The 17,447-nt window shown below is 68.6% G+C and carries 15 protein-coding genes; 5 read left to right on the forward strand and 10 right to left on the reverse strand.

The window, feature by feature from the left end; translation table 11 throughout:
- Positions 1-109: 109 nt before the first annotated feature.
- Together fadD32 and ACWELJ_RS27595 are read right to left on the reverse strand one after the other, a co-directional pair.
- Positions 110-1,990, reverse strand: coding sequence for a long-chain-fatty-acid--AMP ligase FadD32 (gene fadD32, locus ACWELJ_RS27590; RefSeq protein WP_452369043.1), 1,881 nt, complete (start codon positions 1,988-1,990; stop codon positions 110-112).
- A gap of 109 nt (positions 1,991-2,099) precedes the next feature.
- Positions 2,100-3,344, reverse strand: a complete 1,245-nt coding sequence (locus ACWELJ_RS27595) for a KasA/KasB family beta-ketoacyl-ACP synthase (RefSeq protein ID WP_452369044.1) — start codon at positions 3,342-3,344, stop codon at positions 2,100-2,102.
- A gap of 294 nt (positions 3,345-3,638) precedes the next feature.
- Here ACWELJ_RS27595 and ACWELJ_RS27600 point away from each other — a divergent pair, with 294 nt between their 5' ends.
- On the forward strand, positions 3,639-4,637 hold the full coding sequence (locus ACWELJ_RS27600) for an acyl-ACP desaturase (protein WP_452369045.1): 999 nt from the start codon (positions 3,639-3,641) through the stop codon (positions 4,635-4,637).
- Between the two features lie 61 nt (positions 4,638-4,698).
- Here the strand turns inward: ACWELJ_RS27600 and ACWELJ_RS27605 are convergent, their stop codons facing one another.
- Genes ACWELJ_RS27605 through ACWELJ_RS27615 form a run of 3 tightly spaced genes read right to left on the reverse strand, consistent with a single transcriptional unit; the run spans position 4,699 to position 7,847 of the window.
- Positions 4,699-5,508 carry a DUF72 domain-containing protein gene (locus ACWELJ_RS27605; RefSeq protein WP_452369046.1) on the reverse strand — a complete coding sequence of 270 codons (810 nt, stop codon included), beginning with the start codon at positions 5,506-5,508 and terminating at the stop codon, positions 4,699-4,701.
- Positions 5,509-5,542: 34 nt separating this feature from the next.
- Positions 5,543-7,057: a glycerol kinase GlpK gene (gene glpK / locus ACWELJ_RS27610; RefSeq protein WP_452369047.1), complete on the reverse strand. Its 1,515-nt coding sequence runs from the start codon at positions 7,055-7,057 to the stop codon at positions 5,543-5,545.
- Between the two features lie 25 nt (positions 7,058-7,082).
- On the reverse strand, positions 7,083-7,847 hold the full coding sequence (locus ACWELJ_RS27615; RefSeq protein WP_452369048.1) for an IclR family transcriptional regulator: 765 nt from the start codon (positions 7,845-7,847) through the stop codon (positions 7,083-7,085).
- 121 nt (positions 7,848-7,968) lie between these two features.
- On the opposite strand from ACWELJ_RS27615, the gene glpK (ACWELJ_RS27620) reads away from it, so the two are divergent.
- The 4 genes from glpK (ACWELJ_RS27620) to ACWELJ_RS27635 all read left to right on the forward strand — a co-directional run bounded on the left by glpK (ACWELJ_RS27620) (position 7,969) and on the right by ACWELJ_RS27635 (position 12,759).
- Entirely contained in the window at positions 7,969-9,495 is a 1,527-nt protein-coding gene (glpK, locus tag ACWELJ_RS27620; RefSeq protein ID WP_452369049.1) for a glycerol kinase GlpK, read from the forward strand.
- 54 nt (positions 9,496-9,549) lie between these two features.
- Positions 9,550-11,226: a glycerol-3-phosphate dehydrogenase gene (gene glpD, locus ACWELJ_RS27625; RefSeq protein WP_452369050.1), complete on the forward strand. Its 1,677-nt coding sequence runs from the start codon at positions 9,550-9,552 to the stop codon at positions 11,224-11,226.
- 109 nt (positions 11,227-11,335) lie between these two features.
- Positions 11,336-11,626 carry a WGR domain-containing protein gene (locus ACWELJ_RS27630; RefSeq protein WP_452369051.1) on the forward strand — a complete coding sequence of 97 codons (291 nt, stop codon included), beginning with the start codon at positions 11,336-11,338 and terminating at the stop codon, positions 11,624-11,626.
- The gene (locus ACWELJ_RS27635) at positions 11,623-12,759 is read left to right on the forward strand and encodes a molybdenum metabolism regulator (RefSeq protein ID WP_452369052.1); all 1,137 of its coding nucleotides are present in this window, start codon (positions 11,623-11,625) and stop codon (positions 12,757-12,759) included. The genes ACWELJ_RS27630 and ACWELJ_RS27635 overlap by 4 nt, the downstream gene beginning before the upstream one ends.
- Before the next feature lies 1 nt (position 12,760).
- Here ACWELJ_RS27635 and ACWELJ_RS27640 read toward each other — a convergent pair whose 3' ends face one another.
- The 5 genes from ACWELJ_RS27640 to ACWELJ_RS27660 all read right to left on the reverse strand — a co-directional run.
- Entirely contained in the window at positions 12,761-13,264 is a 504-nt protein-coding gene (locus tag ACWELJ_RS27640) for a PaaI family thioesterase (RefSeq protein ID WP_452369053.1), read from the reverse strand.
- A 45-nt stretch (positions 13,265-13,309) separates the two neighbouring features.
- Entirely contained in the window at positions 13,310-15,901 is a 2,592-nt protein-coding gene (locus ACWELJ_RS27645; RefSeq protein ID WP_452369054.1) for an ATP-dependent Clp protease ATP-binding subunit, read from the reverse strand.
- A gap of 192 nt (positions 15,902-16,093) precedes the next feature.
- The gene (locus ACWELJ_RS27650; protein ID WP_452369055.1) at positions 16,094-16,291 is read right to left on the reverse strand and encodes a hypothetical protein; all 198 of its coding nucleotides are present in this window, start codon (positions 16,289-16,291) and stop codon (positions 16,094-16,096) included.
- Between the two features lie 238 nt (positions 16,292-16,529).
- The gene (locus ACWELJ_RS27655; RefSeq protein WP_213561466.1) at positions 16,530-16,871 is read right to left on the reverse strand and encodes a histone-like nucleoid-structuring protein Lsr2; all 342 of its coding nucleotides are present in this window, start codon (positions 16,869-16,871) and stop codon (positions 16,530-16,532) included.
- 134 nt (positions 16,872-17,005) lie between these two features.
- On the reverse strand, positions 17,006-17,447 hold a 442-nt coding region (locus ACWELJ_RS27660; protein WP_452369056.1), incomplete at its 5' end, for an Rv3235 family protein.

Consider the following 17,447-nt stretch of genomic DNA (forward strand, 5'->3'; position numbering starts at 1 on the left):
ATGCCGCCCGGCCCGCCGAGCCGGCGACCACGGTCCGGCTCGACTGACCCCACCCCGGAAACGCCGCGGGGCACACCACCACCGGTGTGCCCCGCGGCGATGCGCCGCGTCAGTCGACGTGGTCCGGGAAGGCCTGCTGGCGATGGCCGCCCCGGAGGGTGCCCTCCAGATAGGCCGCCTTGCACGCGCGACGCGCGATCTTGCCGCTGGAGGTGCGCGGGATGGACCCCGCGGGCACCAGCAGCAGGTCCCGGACGGTCACGCCGTGTCGCTTGGCGATGGCCGCCCGGACGGTCTCGGTGATCGGCTCCGGATCGAGTTTGGCCGCGCCGGTGCCGCGTTCGGCCACGATGACCAGTTGCTCGGCGCCGGTGGCCGGTTCCGCGCCGTTGACCGTCACCACCTGGCCGGGCAGCTGGTCGCCCGCGACCGAGAAGGCGGCCACGAAACCGGGGCGCAGCGCGGTGCTGGACTCCTGGGCGGAGTACTCCAGATCCTGCGGATAGTGATTGCGCCCGTCCACGATGACCAGATCCTTGACCCGGCCGGTGATGAACAGCTCGCCGTCGTAGTACGCGCCGAAATCGCCGGTGCGCATCCAGTTCGCCTCCGGCTCGGTGCCTTCGGCGTGGCTCTCGGGCTGCCGGGCGACGATCCGGTTGTGGAAGGTGGCCTCGGTCTCCTGGGGACGGCCCCAGTAGCCGCGGCCGATGTTCGCGCCGTGCAGCCAGATCTCGCCGACCTCGCCGTCGGGCTTCTCCGCGCCGGTCTCGGGATCCACGATGGCCGCCCACTGCGATAGCGCCACATACCCGCAGGACACCTGGGACACAGCGTTTTCCGCGTGCTCGTCGACCTCGACCATGCGTCCGGCATTGAGTTTGGTGCGATCCACCCAGACCGTGCGGGCCTCGTCCTCGCGTTTGGTGGCGGAGACGAACAGGGTGGCCTCGGCCATGCCGTAGCAGGGCTTGATGGCGGTCTTGGGCAGGCCGTAGGGGGCGAAGGCGTCGTTGAACTTCCGCATGGAGGTCACCGACACCGGCTCGCTGCCATTGATCAGGCCGATCACATTGGAGAGGTCCAATTCCTCGCCGGGCTTGGGCAATCCGCGCGCGGCCGCGTGCTCGAAGGCGAAATTGGGTGCGGCGGCGAAGATCTCGGCGCCGTCCTCCTGGGCGGCGAGTTCCTTGATCCAGCGGTGCGGCCGGCGCACGAAGGCGCTGGGCGACATGATGGTGATGTACTTGCCGCCCAGGGTGGGCAGGATGACGGTCAGCAGCCCCATGTCGTGGAACAGCGGCAGCCAGGTGACGCCGCGCGCCTTCTCGGTGATGCCGATGGCGTCGATCATCTGCAGCAGGTTGGTGCCGACCGCCCGGTGGGTGATCTCGACACCGGCCGGGATGCGGGTCGACCCGGAGGTGTACTGCAGGTAGGCGACATCGTCCATGTTCAGGTCCGGACGCACCCAGCTCTCGCCGACGCCGTCCGGGATGGCCTCCACCGCGATGATGCGCGGACGTTGCGGCGCGGGCAGGTGTTTGAAGATCTCGCGCACTCCGGCCGCGGCCGAGCCGACGGTCAGGATGGCCGCGGGCTTGCAGTCCTCGAGCACCGCGTAGAGCCGGTCGGTGTGGCCCTGCTCGTCCGGATCGAACAGCGGCACCGCGATATTGCCCGCGTACACCGAGGCGTACATGGCCACGATGTAGTCCAGGCCCTGTGGCGCCAGGATGGCGACGCGGTCCCCCGGCTGCGTGACCTGCTGCAGCCGGGCGGCTACCGCGCGCAGCCGGACACCGAAGCGGTTCCACGTGATGTCGTGGTATTCGCCGTCGCGTTCGCGTGAATAGTCGATAAAGCGGTAGGCGAGCTCGTCCCCGTTGGCCGCGGCATGCTTGTCGACCAGGTCGACCATGGTCTGGTTGTCAGGGATGTTGATGTGGCCGTGCTCGTCCAGATAGTCATCGAAGGTCTCGCCGATCATTCCCTATCCTTTTTCAGCTCGCGGTCCGTCAGAACCGCGCAGTGACACCGAACAAAGATCGACACGAAAGCCCGAATGTAGCTGGGGGCTTGGGGACTCTAGCAGAGGGTCAGTACCTGCCGAAAGCGATGGCGACGTTGTGCCCGCCGAAGCCGAAGGAGTTGTTGAGCGCGTACTCGTAGCGCCCCGGCCGGGCCTGGCCCTTCACCACGTCGAGGTCGATCTCCGGGTCCTGGTTCTCCAGATTCAGTGTGGGAGGAACGATTCCGTCCCGCACGCTGAGCACGGTGATCACCGACTCCAGCGCACCGACCGCGCCGATCGAATGTCCGAGCGCGGACTTGGGCGCGTACACCGCGGCATGATTGCCGACCGCTTGCCGAATCGCGTTGGCCTCCGCGGTATCCCCGATCGGGGTGGCGGTGGCGTGCGCATTGATATGGGTGACATCGGATTTGGCCAGGCCCGCGAACTCCATGGCGCGGCTCATGGCGCGGGCCGCGCCGGTGCCCTCCGGATCGGGGGCGACCAGGTGGAAGCCGTCGGAGGTGATGCCCGCGCCCATGATGCGGGCGTGGATGGTGGCCCCGCGTGCCTTGGCGTGCTCCTCGGTCTCGATCACCATGAGCGCCCCCGCCTCACCGAAGACGAAACCGTCGCGTTCCATGTCGAAGGGGCGGGAAGCGCCCTTGGGATCGTGGTTGCGGGTGCTCATGGCGCGCATCATGGAGAACCCCGCGATGGGCAGCGCCTGGATGGAACCCTCCACGCCGCCGGTGACCACCATGTCGGCATCGCCCATGACGACCGTGCGCCAGGCGTTCGCGATCGCCTCGGAACCGGACGAACAAGCCGAAACAGGCGTCGACACACCGGCCCTCGCGCCCAGCTCGACACCCACGCAGGCGGCCGCGCCGTTCGGCATGACGGCTTGCACGGTGTGCGGCACCACCTTCCGGTAACCGCCGTTGATCAGCTTGTCACGGGTGGAGATGAGCATCTCCGCGCCGCCGAGACCGGTGCCGATGGAGATGGCGAGGCGATCCCGGTCCACCTGCGGGGATCCGGCGTTGGCCCAGACCTCGCGGCCGAGCACCATGGCCATCTGCTCGACGTAGGACAGGCGCCGGGCCTCCGCCTTGGACACCTGGTCGGTGGGCGACACCTTGAGATGCCCGCCGATCCGGACCGGGAGGCCGAAGTCGTCGAGGAAGCTGTCCTCGAGGACGTCGATCCCGCTCTCGCCGTTGAGTAGCCCCTTCCACGTCGAGTCGACGTCTCCCGCGATGGACGTGGTCGCCGCCAGCGCGGTGACGACGACACTGGGGTATTTCCGGCGGTTGGTCGTCTGCATGTTCACACTCTCCGTAGCAATGCTTCGGCGAATCGAGTGTCGATCCGCGTGGGCTGTCAAGGGCTGGTGGAAACTGACGAGCGGGCCTGGCTGTCGAGACTTCGGCGGGGTGATGAGGCCAATCTTCGGCGAACTGGGCTAGATTATCCGAGGCGAAGCCGACCAGTCCCATTAAGCGACACGCGGGCATCCCTTTTCAATCTTCAGGGTCCCTCTCGACGCGGCGGCCGATCGCCGGATCTCCCGAGCATCATTCCCGCAGTGCCGAGCCATTTCAAGGGAGGGCATACGATCGTGGCCAGGAGTCTCACGCAGTTGGAGCTGCTCCTCGAGCTGGAACCCGTTGCCGAGCAGAACGTGAACCGCCATCTATCGATGGCCAAGGACTGGCACCCGCACGACTACGTCCCGTGGGACCAGGGTCGCAACTTCGCAGCTATGGACGGCACGGACTGGCAGCCCGAACAGTCGACACTCAGCGAAGTCGCGAAGGCGGCGATGGTCACCAATCTTCTCACCGAGGACAATCTGCCCAGCTATCACCGGGAAATCGCCGAGAACTTCTCCCAGGACGGTCCCTGGGGCACCTGGGTGGGCCGCTGGACCGCGGAGGAGAACCGGCACGGCATCGTGATTCGCGACTACCTGGTGGTCACCCGGGGCGTGGATCCGGTGGCGCTGGAGCAGGCGCGGATGACGCACATGACGAGCGGCTACAACGCCGCGCAGCTGATCAAGAAACACGCCGGAACCGACTATGTGCCCGCCGATGCCGGATTCATGCATTCGGTTGCCTATGTGACGTTTCAAGAATTGGCCACGCGCGTGTCCCACCGCAATACCGGCAAAGCGTGCGAAGACCCGATCGCGGACCGCATGCTGCAGCGCATCGCCGCCGACGAGAACCTGCACATGATCTTCTACCGGAATATGTGCGCCGCGGCCCTGGACCTCTCGCCGGACCAGGCCATGGAGGCGATCGCCAATATCGTGCTCCGCTTCCAGATGCCCGGGCTGGGGATGCCCAACTTCCGCCGCAACGGCGTGCTGATGGCCAAGCACGGCATCTATGATCTGCGCCAGCACCTCGAGGAGGTCCTGCTGCCCAACCTCAAGAAGTGGAACATCTTCGAGCGCAACGACTTCGGTCCCGCCGGGGACCGCCGCCGCAACGAGGTCGGCGCGTACCTGGAGAAGCTCCAGAAGGACGTGGTCCGGTTCGAGGAACAACGGGACAAGGCCCTGGACCGCGAGGCCCGGCGCACCGGCACCCCGCCGCTGTTGATCAGCTGAATCACCCTGCGGCGCTTGGTGGATGATCAACATCCACCAGGCGCCGTTCGCCGGCGGCCGGTCAGAACAGGGTCATCGGATCGGTGGGTTCGGGGTTGGGCAGGGGTTCCAGATCGGGCACGCGGGCGGCGACCTCGGCGTGGAAGCGGCGGGCCAGGGTGCGGGCGGCCGCGTTGTCGGGCGTGTGGATGAACACCGTCGGGGAACGGCCTTCCCGCAGCCAGGCGACGGTGGTGTCGATCCACGGCTGCCAGCCGGCCACGGTGGCGATGGTGTCGTCGCGGCCGTGATAGCGGACGATCGGGAACTCGGTGAGCGCGCGGGTCCGGCGGGGGTTGTTGGGTTTCTTCGAGGCCGCCTCGTACTCGGCGGCGCTGGTGGGCGGGGCGGCGAACAGGGTGGTGGTGTCGAACGGTATCCACTCCGCACCGGCCGCGCGCAGCACCGCTTCGAGTTGCGCTGTGGCGCGCGGGTTCTCGAAGAAGACCGGGTGGCGCACCTCCACGGCGCAGCGGTGGTGGGACGGGATGGCCTGGAGCAGGTCGGCCAGCGCGGTCAGGTTGGTGAACGAGCCCGGCAGCTGGATCCACAGCGCGTGCAGGCGGCGGCCCAGCGGTTCGATGGCGTCGAGGAAGCCCGACATCTCCTCGTCCACGCCGGTGAGGCGGCGGTCGTGGGTGATGGTGCGGGGCAGCTTCATGACGAACCGGAAGCCGGGATCGGTTTGCCGGGCCCAGGATTCGACGGTCCGGCGCTGCGGGACGGCGTAGAAGGTGGTGTTGCCCTCCACCGCGTTGCACCAGGAGGAGTAGGTGCGCAGGCGTTCGGCCGGGGGTATCGGCTTCTCCTGCCAGTCCGGGTGTGTCCACATTGCGCAACCGACGTAGAGCCGCATACCTGCCACGTTAGGTCAAGGGCTTCTTGGGGCGCAGCCAACCGAAGGTAAGCTCCACTGCCCGCCGCCAGTTGTCGTACTCCTCGGCGCGCAGTGCGGGATCCATGCGCGGCAGCCACTGGGCCGCGACGCGCCAATTGTGGCGCAGGCCCTCGAGATCCGGCCAGAAACCGACCGCCAGGCCCGCCGCGTAGGCCGCGCCCAGCGAGACCGTCTCGGCCACGATCGGGCGCAGCACCGGGATGTCGAGGACGTCGGCGACGATCTGCATGAGCAGGTTGTCCGAAGTCATGCCGCCCGCCACCCGCAGCGACGCGGCCCGCAGCCCGGAGTCGGCGTTCATGGCCTCGAGCACGTCGCGGGTCTGCCACGCGGTCGCCTCCAGCACCGCCCGCGCGATGTGCCCCTTGGTGACATACGAGGTGAGCCCGATCAGCAGCCCGCGCGCGTCGCTGCGCCAGTGCGGCGCGTACAGGCCGGAGAAGGCGGGCACCAGGTAGCAGCCGCCATTGTCTTCCACTGTGCCCGCGAGGGTTTCGATCTCGGGCGCGCTCGCGATCAGGCCGATGTTGTCGCGCAGCCACTGCACCAGCGAGCCGGTCACCGCGATCGGGCCCTCCAGGGCGTACACCGGTTCCGGCCCCACCTGGTATCCGATGGTCGTGAGCAGGCCGTGCTCGGACCGCACCAACTCCTTGCCGGTATTCATCACCAGGAATCCGCCGGTGCCGTAGGTACATTCGGTCTCACCGGGCGCGAAGCAGGTCTGGCCGAAGAGCGCCGCGTGCTGATCCCCGAGCGCGGCCGCGATCCGCACGCCGGGCAGTACCCTCGCCGCCGTGCCGAAATCTCCGGTGGACGGCTGGATCTCGGGCAGCATGGCCCGCGGAATGCCGAAGAACCGCAACAGTTCCGGATCCCATTGCAGCGTGGCCAGATTCATCAGCAGGGTGCGTCCGGCATTGGTGACGTCGGTGACATGCGCTCCCCCGTCCGGTCCCCCGGTGAGGTTCCAGATCAGCCAGGTCTCCATGGTCCCGAACAGCACCTCGCCGCGCTCGGCCCGCGCCCGCAGGCCGGGCGTGCGGTCGAGTAGCCAGCGCAGCCGGGGCGCGGCGAAATAGGTGGCCAGCGGCAGGCCGCAGAGCTCCCGGATACGTTCCGCCCCAGGGGTTTCCCGCAGGCTCTCGACCAGATCCTCGGTGCGCACGTCCTGCCACACGATGGCGCGGGCGACCGGCACCCCGGTGGCGCGGTCCCACACCACGGTGGTCTCGCGCTGATTCGCGATGCCCACGGCCGCCACCTGGTCGGCGGTGATGCCCGAATCCCGCAGGGCGGCGGGCACGATGCGCTCCACATTGCGCCAGATCTGCACCGCGTCCTGCTCCATCCAGCCCGGCCGCGGGTAGTACTGCCGGTGCTCGCGTTGCGCCACGCCGCTCAGGCGGGCGCGCTGATCGAAGAGGATGGCCCGGGTGGAGGTGGTGCCCTGATCGATGGCGAGCACGAACCGCTGCGTCATGGGTGGCCGCTCCCGTCCGCGAGAGTCATTGCGCGCCACCGAGATCCCGCGAGACCGCGGCCGCCGCGTCGCGAACCTGGGCGACCGGCGCGGACCGGATGCGCAGCTGCCCGTCGCAGAGCCGGTCGATCGGCCCGGTGATGCCGATGGCTCCGACCACCAGACCACCCCGGGACCGGATCGGCGCGGCGACACTCGCCGCGCCGGAACGGTATTCGCCGATATCCCCCGCCCAGCCGGCGCGCCGGACCTCGGAGATCGCCCGCCGTAATGCCGCCGGATCGGTGATGGTGCGGTGGGTGAGGGCGGGCAGCGCGCCCTCGCGCATCCCGTCGGCGAGTTCGCCGTCGTAGGCCAGCAGCACCTTGCCCAGCGCGGTCGCGTGCGGCGGCAGTTCCTCGCCGACCGCGAGTTCCTGCTCGGTGTTGTCGGGCCGGAAGACGTGATGGACCACCACCACACCGCCCTCCACGGGCGCGGCGATGCGCACCGATTCGCCGCTGCGCGCGGCCAGGGCGTCGGCCCGGTTGATGGCGCGCGAGCGGAGTTCGTTGGCGTCCAGATGCCCGGCCCCGAGGTCCTGCAGTGCGGGACTCAGCAAGTATTTGCCGCTGACCGGGTCCTGATCGACGAATCCGACGCCCTGCAACGTCCGCAGGATGCCGTGCGCGGTGGGCTTGGCCAGGCCCAGTGCCGTGGCGATCTCGCCGACCGCCATCCGCCCGGACCCGCGGGCCAGCAGCCGCAGCATGGCCGCGGCGCGCTCGATCGATTGAATCGGACCCGGCATACCCGAAACCTATCAGCCAACCGTTCGGCATTGTCGAACGCGCCCTCTGGGCGGACCACGTTCCACTTCGTAGCGTGAGCATCGGGCCCGGTACGGCACCGGTTCCCCCGAAAGGACCGCGATGACGCAGTACGTCGGAGCCATCGATCAGGGCACGACCTCCACGCGCTTCATGGTGTTCGACCACGGCGGCACCGTGGTCGCCCGCCATCAGCTCGAGCATGAGCAGATTCTCCCGCGGGCCGGTTGGGTGGAACACAATCCGGACGAGATCTGGGAGCGGGCCCGCACCGTCATCAAGAGCGCCCTCGCCGGAGCCGGGCTCACCGCCGACGATCTGGCCGCCGTCGGCGTCACCAATCAGCGCGAGACCACCATCGTGTGGAACCGCCGCACCGGACGCCCCTACTACAACGCCATCGTCTGGCAGGACACCCGCACCGACCGGATCGTCGCCGAAGTCGAGCAGGCGGGCAAGGGCGAGCTGATCCGCGAACGCGCCGGACTGCCGCCCGCACCGTACTTCTCCGGCGGCAAGCTGAAGTGGATCCTCGACAACGTCCCCGGTGTGCGGGAGGACGCGGAGAACGGCGACGCCCTGTTCGGCACCCCCGACACCTGGCTCATCTGGAACCTCACCGGCGGCGTCGACGGCGGTGTCCACATCACCGATCCCACCAACGCCTCGCGCACCATGCTGATGGATCTCGAAACCCTGGACTGGGACGCGGAATTGCTCACGGTGTTCGATGTGCCGCGCGGCATGCTGCCGCGCATCGCGCCCTCGTCGAACCCGGCGGGCTTCGGGGTCACCAACCCGGCCGGTCCGTTCAAGGGCGCGGTCCCGATCGCCGGCGTGCTGGGCGATCAGCAGGCCGCCACCGTCGGCCAGGTCTGTTTCCGCCCGGGCGAGGCCAAGAACACCTACGGCACCGGCAATTTCCTCATGCTGAACACCGGCACCGAGATCGTGCGCTCCACGCACGGCCTGCTCACCACCGTCGCCTATCAGTTCGGCGACGACAAGCCGGTGTACGCGCTGGAGGGCTCGATCGCCGTCACCGGGTCGGCCGTGCAGTGGCTGCGCGATCAGCTCGGCATCATCTCCGGCGCGGAGCGGGTCGAGGCCCTGGCCCGGCAGGTCTCCGACAACGGCGGCGTCTACTTCGTGCCCGCCTTCTCCGGACTGTTCGCGCCCTACTGGCGGGCCGACGCCCGCGGCGTCATCGTGGGCCTGTCGCGCCACAGCAACAATGCCCATATCGCCAGGGCCACACTGGAATCCATCTGCTATCAGACCCGCGACGTGGTCGAGGCCATGCAGCGGGACTCCGGTGTCACCCTCGACACGCTGCGCGTGGACGGCGGCGTCACCGCCAACGAACTCGCCATGCAGATCCAGGCCGACTTCCTGGGCGTGCCGGTCTCGCGGCCGGTGGTCGCCGAGACCACCGCGCTCGGCGCCGCCTACGCGGCCGGGCTCGCGGTCGGATTCTGGAGCAGCACCGACGAACTCGTCGCCAACTGGCACGAGGACCAGAACTGGCAACCCACCATGACCGAGGAGCAGCGGCGGCGTGGTTACGCCCGCTGGCTCGAGGCCGTGTCCCGCACCCTCGACTGGGTCGACCTCGACGACGAGGACTGAGCGGTGACCGGCGCCCAGCACAAGCCTGAAAATACCGATAGCAAGGAGCGTTTCGTGTCCGCACAACTGGATCCCGCCTACCGCGCCCGGGCGATTGACGCGCTCGGCGACACCGACATCGACGTGCTCGTGATCGGCGGTGGAGTGACCGGAGCGGGCGCCGCCCTCGACGCCGCCGCACGCGGGCTGTCCGTCACCCTGGTCGAGGCGCGCGACTTCGCCGCCGGCACCTCCAGCCGGTCCTCCAAGCTCATCCACGGCGGCCTGCGCTACCTCGAGCAGTACGACTTCGCCCTGGTCCGTGAGGCTTTGAAGGAGCGCGGCCTGCTGCTCAACAAGCTGGCCCCGCATCTGGTCCGCCCGGTGTCGTTCCTGTTCCCGCTGCAGAAGCACTACGAGCGGTTCTACATCGGCGCGGGCATCGCCCTCTACGACACCATGGGCGGCGCGCGCTCGGTGCCGATGCACAAGCACCTGAGCCGTTCCCGGGCACTGGAATTGGCGCCCGCGCTCAAGGAAGACACCATGACCGGCGCCATCCGCTACTACGACGCGCAGGTCGACGACGCCCGCCACACCATGATGATCGCGCGCACCGCGGCCCAGCACGGCGCGACCGTGCTGACCCGGACCAAGGTCATCGGCCTGCTGCGCGACGGCGAGCGCGTCGCGGGCGCGCGGGTGCTGGATCTGGAAACCGGTCTGGAGCACAGCATCCGGGCCCGCACCGTGATCTCGGCGACCGGCGTGTGGACCGATGACATGATCAAGATGACCGGCGTGGACTTCCCGTTCCACGTGCGCATGTCCAAGGGCGTGCACATCATGGTGCCGCGCGAGAAGCTGGACCTGGGCACCGGCATCGCCATGAAGACCGAGAAGTCGGTGCTGTTCGTCATCCCGTGGGCCGAGCACTGGATCATCGGCACCACCGACACCGACTGGTCGCTGGACAAGAACCACCCGACCGCCACCGCCGGGGACGTCCAGTACATCCTCGACCACGTCAATTCGCTGCTGCGCGAACCGCTCACCCGCGCCGACATCGTCGGCACCTACGCGGGCCTGCGGCCACTCATGACCGGCGCGTCCAAGGAGACCTCGAAGCTCTCGCGCGAACACGCCGTGGCCGAGCCCGCCCCGGGACTGTTCGTCATCGCGGGCGGCAAATACACCACCTACCGGGTGATGGCCGCCGACGTGGTGGACGCCGCCGCCGAACGCCTGGGCAGCGATGTCGCGCCCTCGGTGACCGCGAACCTGCCCATCCTGGGCGCGGTCGGGTACCAGGAGCTGCTCGACCGCGTCACCGAGGTGGCCGCGACAGCGGGGCTGCCCGAGCAGACCGTCACCCACCTGCTGGGCCGTTACGGCTCGCTCACCGACGAGATCTTCGACCTGATCGCGGCGGTTCCCGCACTGGCCGAACCGATTCCGGGTGCCGAGGACTACCTCGCCGCCGAGGCCGTCTACGCCGCCACCCACGAGGGCGCGCTGCACCTGGACGACCTGCTCACCCGCCGCACCCGCATCTCCATCGAGGTGCCCGACCGCGGCCTGCGGGCGGCCCCCGAGATCGCCCGGCTCATCGCCCCGCACCTGGGCTGGGACGACGAACGCACCAACACCGAGATCAACCGCTACTTCGACCGCGTGCACGCCGAGCTGGCCGCGAACGAGGAAAAGGACGACGAGGCGGCCAACGCGGCCCGCATGATCGCCGTCGGCTGATCGGCCCACTCCCCCTAACAGGCCCATCGACCTCGGCGGACGCCGAATGTCGGTGGGCCTTGTTAGCTTTCGCCGCACATCGAGTTGAACGTGAAGCTTGGAGCAAGGCATGAGCGGCGGGGAGACCACGTACCTGGAACTGTCCCAGGACAGCGGTACGGCACACAAGTTCTACGAGGTCGTCGTGGCGGGGACGCAGGTGACGATCCGGTACGGGCGCATCGGCGATGCCGGGCAACGACAGGTGAGTTCCTTTCCGACAGTGGAGAAGGCGCGCGCGGCGGCGGCCAAGAAGGTCGGCGAGAAGATGCGCAAGGGTTACGCGCCCGCGGTGATGGGGCCCGCGCGGCGCGGCCGGTCACCCGGCGCGCCATCGTCAGTCAGCGCTCCACCGCCATGAAGGCCCCGGTGCTGTGGAGCTTCGACTCCGGCGCGGCGGCGTTCGGCATCTTCGTCGACGAGCAGCGCTGCTGGGTCGGCAACGAGCACGGCGACGTGTTCACCCTCACCCCCGACGGCACGGTAACCGGCCGGTTCCGGCTGCCCGACGCGGTGAAATGCATTGTGGCCGACGACTTCTGGATCTACGCGGGCTGCGACGACGGCCGCGTCTACGACCTGACCGGCAAGGTGCCGCGCGCGGCCTACGACATCGCCGCCAATGTCGACATCTACTGGCTCGACATCCACGACGGCATCCTCGGCGTCTCCGACCGGCAGGGCGGGCTCACCGTCATCGACCACGAGGAGGAATCGCTGTGGACGCGACGCAGCACCGGCGACTCCGGCTGGATGGTGCGCATCGACGAAGACGGTGTGTACCACGGTCATTCGAATGGCGTCACCAAGTACGACCTGGCCACCGGCGAGAACCGCTGGCAGGTCGGCACCGGCGGCGCGGTGCTGTTCGGCTGGCAGGAATCCGACGCCGTCTACGCCGGCACCGGGACCCGGCAGGTGCGCATGGTGGCCAAGGACGGACAGGCCGAACGCGCCTACCAGTGCGACGCGGCCGTATTCTCCTGCGCCACTTCACCGGACGGGCGTTTCGTGTTCGCGGGCGACAACTACTCGTCGGTGTACTGCTTCGACGCCGCGGGCAACCGGCTGTGGAAGCTGGCCACCGGCTGCGGCTCGGCGTACTCGATGCAATATTTCGACGAGAAGCTCTACCTGGTCACCACCAACGGCACCCTGGCCTGCCTGGATGTCAGCGAGGCGGCCATCCGCGACGCCGAACAGGGCGTGCTGCCGCGGACGCTGTCGATCAAGGCCCCGGAGATCTCGGCCGTGATGCCCAGCGCCACCGTGGAGGTGATCGCGGAGGCCGGGGACGGCATCGTGGTCGAATGCGTCCAGGAGAACGGCAACCTGCGCGTCCACGTGGTCTCGGCCGGATACCAGCGCGGCTGGAACGTGCAGTTCCCCAGGGAGATTCGCGAGGCCGGGGCGCGGTACGTGGTCGACGCCGTCACCGAGTCGGCCCGCGGCGGCTTCTACCGCGTGCGCGGCGACATCCGCCGGCTGCGCTGAATCACGCTCCGACGCTGGACAACTCGCCCGGGGTCGCACCGAAGCGGTGGAAGTGGGCGGCGGTCACCTCGACGAAGATCGCGCGGCCGGTGGCGACCACGGTATCGCCGTCGGTCAGCTCGGTGTGGATGAACAGCTTGCGACCCTCCCGGCCGACCAGCTTCGAGGTGACCGTCAATTCTCGGTTCAGTTGCACCGGGACCCGGAAATCGACCTCGAGTTTCACGGTCACCGCGGGCAGCTGGAGGGGCATCAGCACCGAGCCGGAGGCCTCGTCCAGGGCGGCGGAGACGATGCCGCCGTGCGCCACGCCGGGCGCGCCCTGATGCCGCTCGTCCAGCACGAAGGTGCCGCGGACCAGGTCACCGCGACGTTCGAAGGTCATGGCCGGGGAGGCCGGATTGGCCGGGCCGCAGCCGAAGCAGCCGGGGTGATGCGGCGGGAAGGGCCCCTCGGCGAACAGGTCGCCGAGGGGCAACGGCGCGGCGTCGCGATCGTTCTCCATACTTAGAAGTTAACGCAGGTTCGCGCCGGGTCCGCAACCCCCGGGTCAGTTCTTCCGGGATGTCGCCTTGCCGCCCGACGGCTTCACGCCGTTCTTGCCGTGCGCGTCGGCCTTGCCGTCGGCGCTCTTCTTGCCGCCCTTGCCGACGCTCAGGATCGATTCCTCGGTGACCTTGGCGTCGGTCTTCTTGCCGCCGCCGTGGTGGACCGCCGCGATCTGCAATCCGTCGTCGTCGGCGTCGATGCGCACGGTGTCGCCGGGCGCCAGCGCGCCCTCCAGGAGTTTCTTGGCCAGGGCGTTGTCCAGCTGCTTCTGCACCGTCCGGCGCAGCGGGCGGGCGCCGAACTCGGGCTGGTACCCGTTGTCCGCCAGCCAATCCATGGCCTGCTCGGACACATCCAGGGCGATGTCCTGGGCGTGCAGCCGGCGGCGGGTGCCGTCCAGCACCAGGCCGACGATGGTCCGCAGCTGCTCCTTGTCGAGGCGGTGGAAGATGATCTGCTCGTCGAGCCGGTTCAGGAACTCCGGCCGGAACTGCTTGCGCAGCCGCTCCTCCAGCTGCGGTTTGATCGAATCCAGGTCACCGTCCTTGGCGGACAGGATGAGATCGGAGCCGATATTGCTGGTCAGGATGACGATGGTGTTCTTGAAATCCACGGTGCGGCCCTTGGAGTCGGTGACCCGGCCGTCGTCGAGCAGCTGCAGCAGGACATTGAACACGTCCGGGTGCGCCTTCTCGACCTCGTCGAACAGGATCACCGAGTAGGGCTGGCGGCGGACCTTGTCGGTGAGCTGGGCGGCGTCGTCGTAGCCGACGTATCCGGGCGGGGCGCCGACCAGCCGGGCCACCGTGTGCTTCTCCTGGAACTCGCTCATGTCGAAACGGATGAGCCGGTCCTCGTCGCCGAACACCGCGGCCGCCAGGGCTTTCGCGAGTTCGGTCTTGCCGACGCCGGTGGGGCCCAGGAACAGGAACGAGCCGATCGGGCGGTTGGGGTCCTTGAGCCCGGCGCGGGCGCGGCGCACCGCCTCGGCCACCGCGATGATGGCCTCGTCCTGGCCGATCACCCGCTGGTGCAGATCCTGTTCCAGCTTCAGCAGTTTCGCGCGCTCCTCGGTGGTGAGGTCGGCGACGGGGATGCCGGTGCGGCGCGAGATCACCTCGGCGATATCGGTGATGGTGACCGTCGGGATCTCGGTGCGGTCCACCTCGTCGGCGGTCTTCTGCTCCAGCTTCGCGATCTCGGCCTTGATCCTGTTGGCCTTCTCGTAGTCCTCGCCCTTGACCGCGGCGTCCTTCTCCCGATTCAGGTGCGCTAGTTTCTCTTCCAGCTCGCGCACCTTGGGATCCGGTGTGCGCGTGCGCAATCGGACGCGGGCGCCGGCCTGGTCGATCAGGTCGATGGCCTTGTCCGGCATGAAGCGGTCGGTCAGGTAGCGGTCGGAGAGTTCGGCGGCGGCGATCAGCGCCTCGTCCAGGTACCGGACCTGGTGGTGCTCCTCGTACACGTCGGCCAGGCCGCGCAGGATCTCGATGGTGTCGGCCACCGACGGCTCGGACACCATGACCGGCTGGAAACGGCGTTCCAGCGCGGCGTCCTTCTCGATGTATTTGCGGTACTCGTCGATGGTGGTCGCGCCGATGGCGTGCAATTCGCCGCGGGCCAGGGCGGGCTTGAGCATATTGCCCGCGTCCATGGAGCCCTCACCGCCGCCGCCCGCGCCCACGATGGTGTGCAGTTCGTCGATGAACACCACCAATTCGTCCGAGTGCGCGCGCACCTCGTCGAGCACCTTGGTGAGCCGCTCCTCGAATTCGCCGCGGTATTTGCTGCCCGCCACCATGGAACTCACGTCCAGGGCGACGACGCGGCGGTCGGCCAGGGTGGCCGGCACGTCACCGTTGACGATGCGCTGGGCCAGGCCCTCCACGATGGCGGTCTTGCCGACGCCCGGATCACCGATCAGCACCGGGTTGTTCTTGCGTCGCCGCGACAGGATCTCGACGGTCTGCTCGATCTCCTCGGCCCGGCCGACCACCGGGTCGACCTGGCCCGCCCGGGCCTCCGCGGTGAGATCGCGGCCGTACTCGTCCAGGGTCGGGGTGTCGGAGGGCTCCTTGGCCGCCGCGCCCCCGGTGGCCGCGGGCATCTTCGCGCCCGCCAGCGCCTGGGCCGCCGCGCTGTCGGTCAGGCCCGCGATGCCCAGCAGGATGTGCTCGGGCCCGATGTAGCTGCTGCCCGCCTCGGCGGCGCCGCGCTGCGAATTGCGCAGGGCCAGTTTGGCGGCCGGGCTCAGGGCCAGGGCGTGGTCGGCGCCGTGCGCGCCGACGCCGCTGCCCGCCGCGGTGCGCATGTGCTCGCGCAGTTGTTCGGGATCACGGCCGATCTCGGCGATGATGCTGCGCGCGGGCTCGATGGCGGCGGCCGCGTAGAGCAGGTGCTCGGGGGTGATCTCGGCGCTGCCCCAGTCGTGGGCGGCCTGGCGCGCGGTGTCGACGACCTGTTTGGCGCTCTCGCTCAGCAACCGGGTCAGGTCGATGCGCTGCACCGGCGGCCGGCGCGACATTCCGGATCCGAAGAAGCGGTCGAAGATATCGTCGAAGGAATCCATCGAACTGGGCCAGCCCTGCGTCATGCGGTCACCTCGCGGCTTCGGGTGACGCCCCGGCAGACCCGGTGGGACTCGGAATGGCAACGAGCCGGCCGATGCGTCAGCTAACGGATGGCGAACTCGGTGACCACAGTAGTAGCCTCGGCCGCTGTGAGCGACCTCTACGGAGATCTCGATACCCGCGCGAACCGCTCCGCCGACGTGCGGCGCGGACTGTCAGCGGGCCGCGAGGACCTGTAGAAACGGCGCGTAGTCGCGGACGTGCCCATCGGTCCAGTCCCAGAACGAGGCCGGGTCCACCGCCACCCCGCGCTGGAGCATCAGATGCCAGCCGTCGTCTCGCTTTTCCCACATGTCACCGTCCCGATCGACGTACATGCCGGTGCTTTCGGGCTCGATACCTGTCTCGCCCACAACGATCACCCCTAGAATCAAGGTTGCTTCTGTTCGGAAGCATTCTCCCTGACACCTGTCGTTCACTTTCGACCGGGGTGTGGCAATGCGGTCGCCGCGCATAGCGACCGCGCCGATTGTCGCGAGAAATCCAGGAGAGCCAATGGCCTGATTTGTCAGTTTTGGCCCGATATGTCAGAGACCGCTGCCGACCGGCCCCGGCACCCCGCCGAATTTCCCGCGCTCGGATTTGCGCTGGCTAATTCTTGGCGCGCTGGTAGGCCTCGACGATCTCGGCCGGGATACGACCACGCGAGGAAACCTGATGCCCCTGGGCCCGCGCCCATTCCCGGATCGCGGTGCTCTCCTCGCGGTCCACGGCCGGACGGGTGCGGCCGCCGGCGGCCACCTTGCGCTTGGAACGACCCACCTTGCGGGCCTTCTCCGACCACGGTTCCAGGGCTTCCCGCAGCTTACCGGCGTTCTTGTTCGACAGGTCGATCTCGAAGTCGTTGCCGTCGATCGAGAAAAAGACGGTCTCGTCGGCCTTCGATTCGCCGTCGTAGTCGTCAACCAGAGTTACGGTGACTTTCTTCGCCATGGACTGCCCTTCCACGTGTAGGTGCCGCTATTCGCCGAAATGCTAATCCCGCGGGATGCAGGATTCAAACTAGGCGCGAATCGAATTCGGGGCCACCAGACAATTCAGCTATTACCGATGAGACCCTTCGGTCTTCAGCACACCCGGAATGCGGCCAAGCGCCACCCGGAACGACCGCGGACAATGCGTGCCGCGAGCGCGAAATGCCGACCGCCGCGATCGTAGGCCGCGCAAACCTCACCGCCGCCGGTCCCGGCCATGATCACATCCACCCTGGTGAGGGTGGCGGTCCCGAGCTCGCGACCCGGTAGCCCGCGCCCGCCGGCCAGGGTGCGCACCGCCGCCACCACCGCGGGCTCCGCGAGCGGGGCCAGCTGCCCCGGCGGCCGCCGACCATCCAACACCTCGAGCGCCAATCGCAGGGCGGTTCGGGCGAATTGCCCTGCGCCGGTGTTGCGTTCGTCACTCCGCCCGGAATTCACAGGGTGCGAAGACCGCAAAACCCGCTGCAGACCGGCCGGGCGCGACGCCCGCGCCGCCGATTCGAAGTCCGCCCGCGCCCGGCAGCCCGGCGCC

The organism is Nocardia sp. NPDC004582, from assembly GCF_053602115.1.

What these genes read in the sequence shown, in the direction of transcription:
- ACWELJ_RS27630 (WP_452369051.1), top strand. Translation starts at nt 11,336, where the DNA reads ATGAGCGGCGGGGAGACCACGTACCTGGAACTGTCCCAGGACAGCGGT.
- glpK (WP_452369047.1), bottom strand. Translation starts at nt 7,057, where the DNA reads ATGACGCAGCGGTTCGTGCTCGCCATCGATCAGGGCACCACCTCCACC.
- ACWELJ_RS27595 (WP_452369044.1), bottom strand. Translation starts at nt 3,344, where the DNA reads ATGCAGACGACCAACCGCCGGAAATACCCCAGTGTCGTCGTCACCGCG.
- ACWELJ_RS27635 (WP_452369052.1), top strand. Translation starts at nt 11,623, where the DNA reads ATGAAGGCCCCGGTGCTGTGGAGCTTCGACTCCGGCGCGGCGGCGTTC.
- fadD32 (WP_452369043.1), bottom strand. Translation starts at nt 1,990, where the DNA reads ATGATCGGCGAGACCTTCGATGACTATCTGGACGAGCACGGCCACATC.
- ACWELJ_RS27615 (WP_452369048.1), bottom strand. Translation starts at nt 7,847, where the DNA reads ATGCCGGGTCCGATTCAATCGATCGAGCGCGCCGCGGCCATGCTGCGG.
- ACWELJ_RS27655 (WP_213561466.1), bottom strand. Translation starts at nt 16,871, where the DNA reads ATGGCGAAGAAAGTCACCGTAACTCTGGTTGACGACTACGACGGCGAA.
- ACWELJ_RS27645 (WP_452369054.1), bottom strand. Translation starts at nt 15,901, where the DNA reads ATGACGCAGGGCTGGCCCAGTTCGATGGATTCCTTCGACGATATCTTC.
- ACWELJ_RS27605 (WP_452369046.1), bottom strand. Translation starts at nt 5,508, where the DNA reads ATGTGGACACACCCGGACTGGCAGGAGAAGCCGATACCCCCGGCCGAA.
- ACWELJ_RS27640 (WP_452369053.1), bottom strand. Translation starts at nt 13,264, where the DNA reads ATGGAGAACGATCGCGACGCCGCGCCGTTGCCCCTCGGCGACCTGTTC.
- glpK (WP_452369049.1), top strand. Translation starts at nt 7,969, where the DNA reads ATGACGCAGTACGTCGGAGCCATCGATCAGGGCACGACCTCCACGCGC.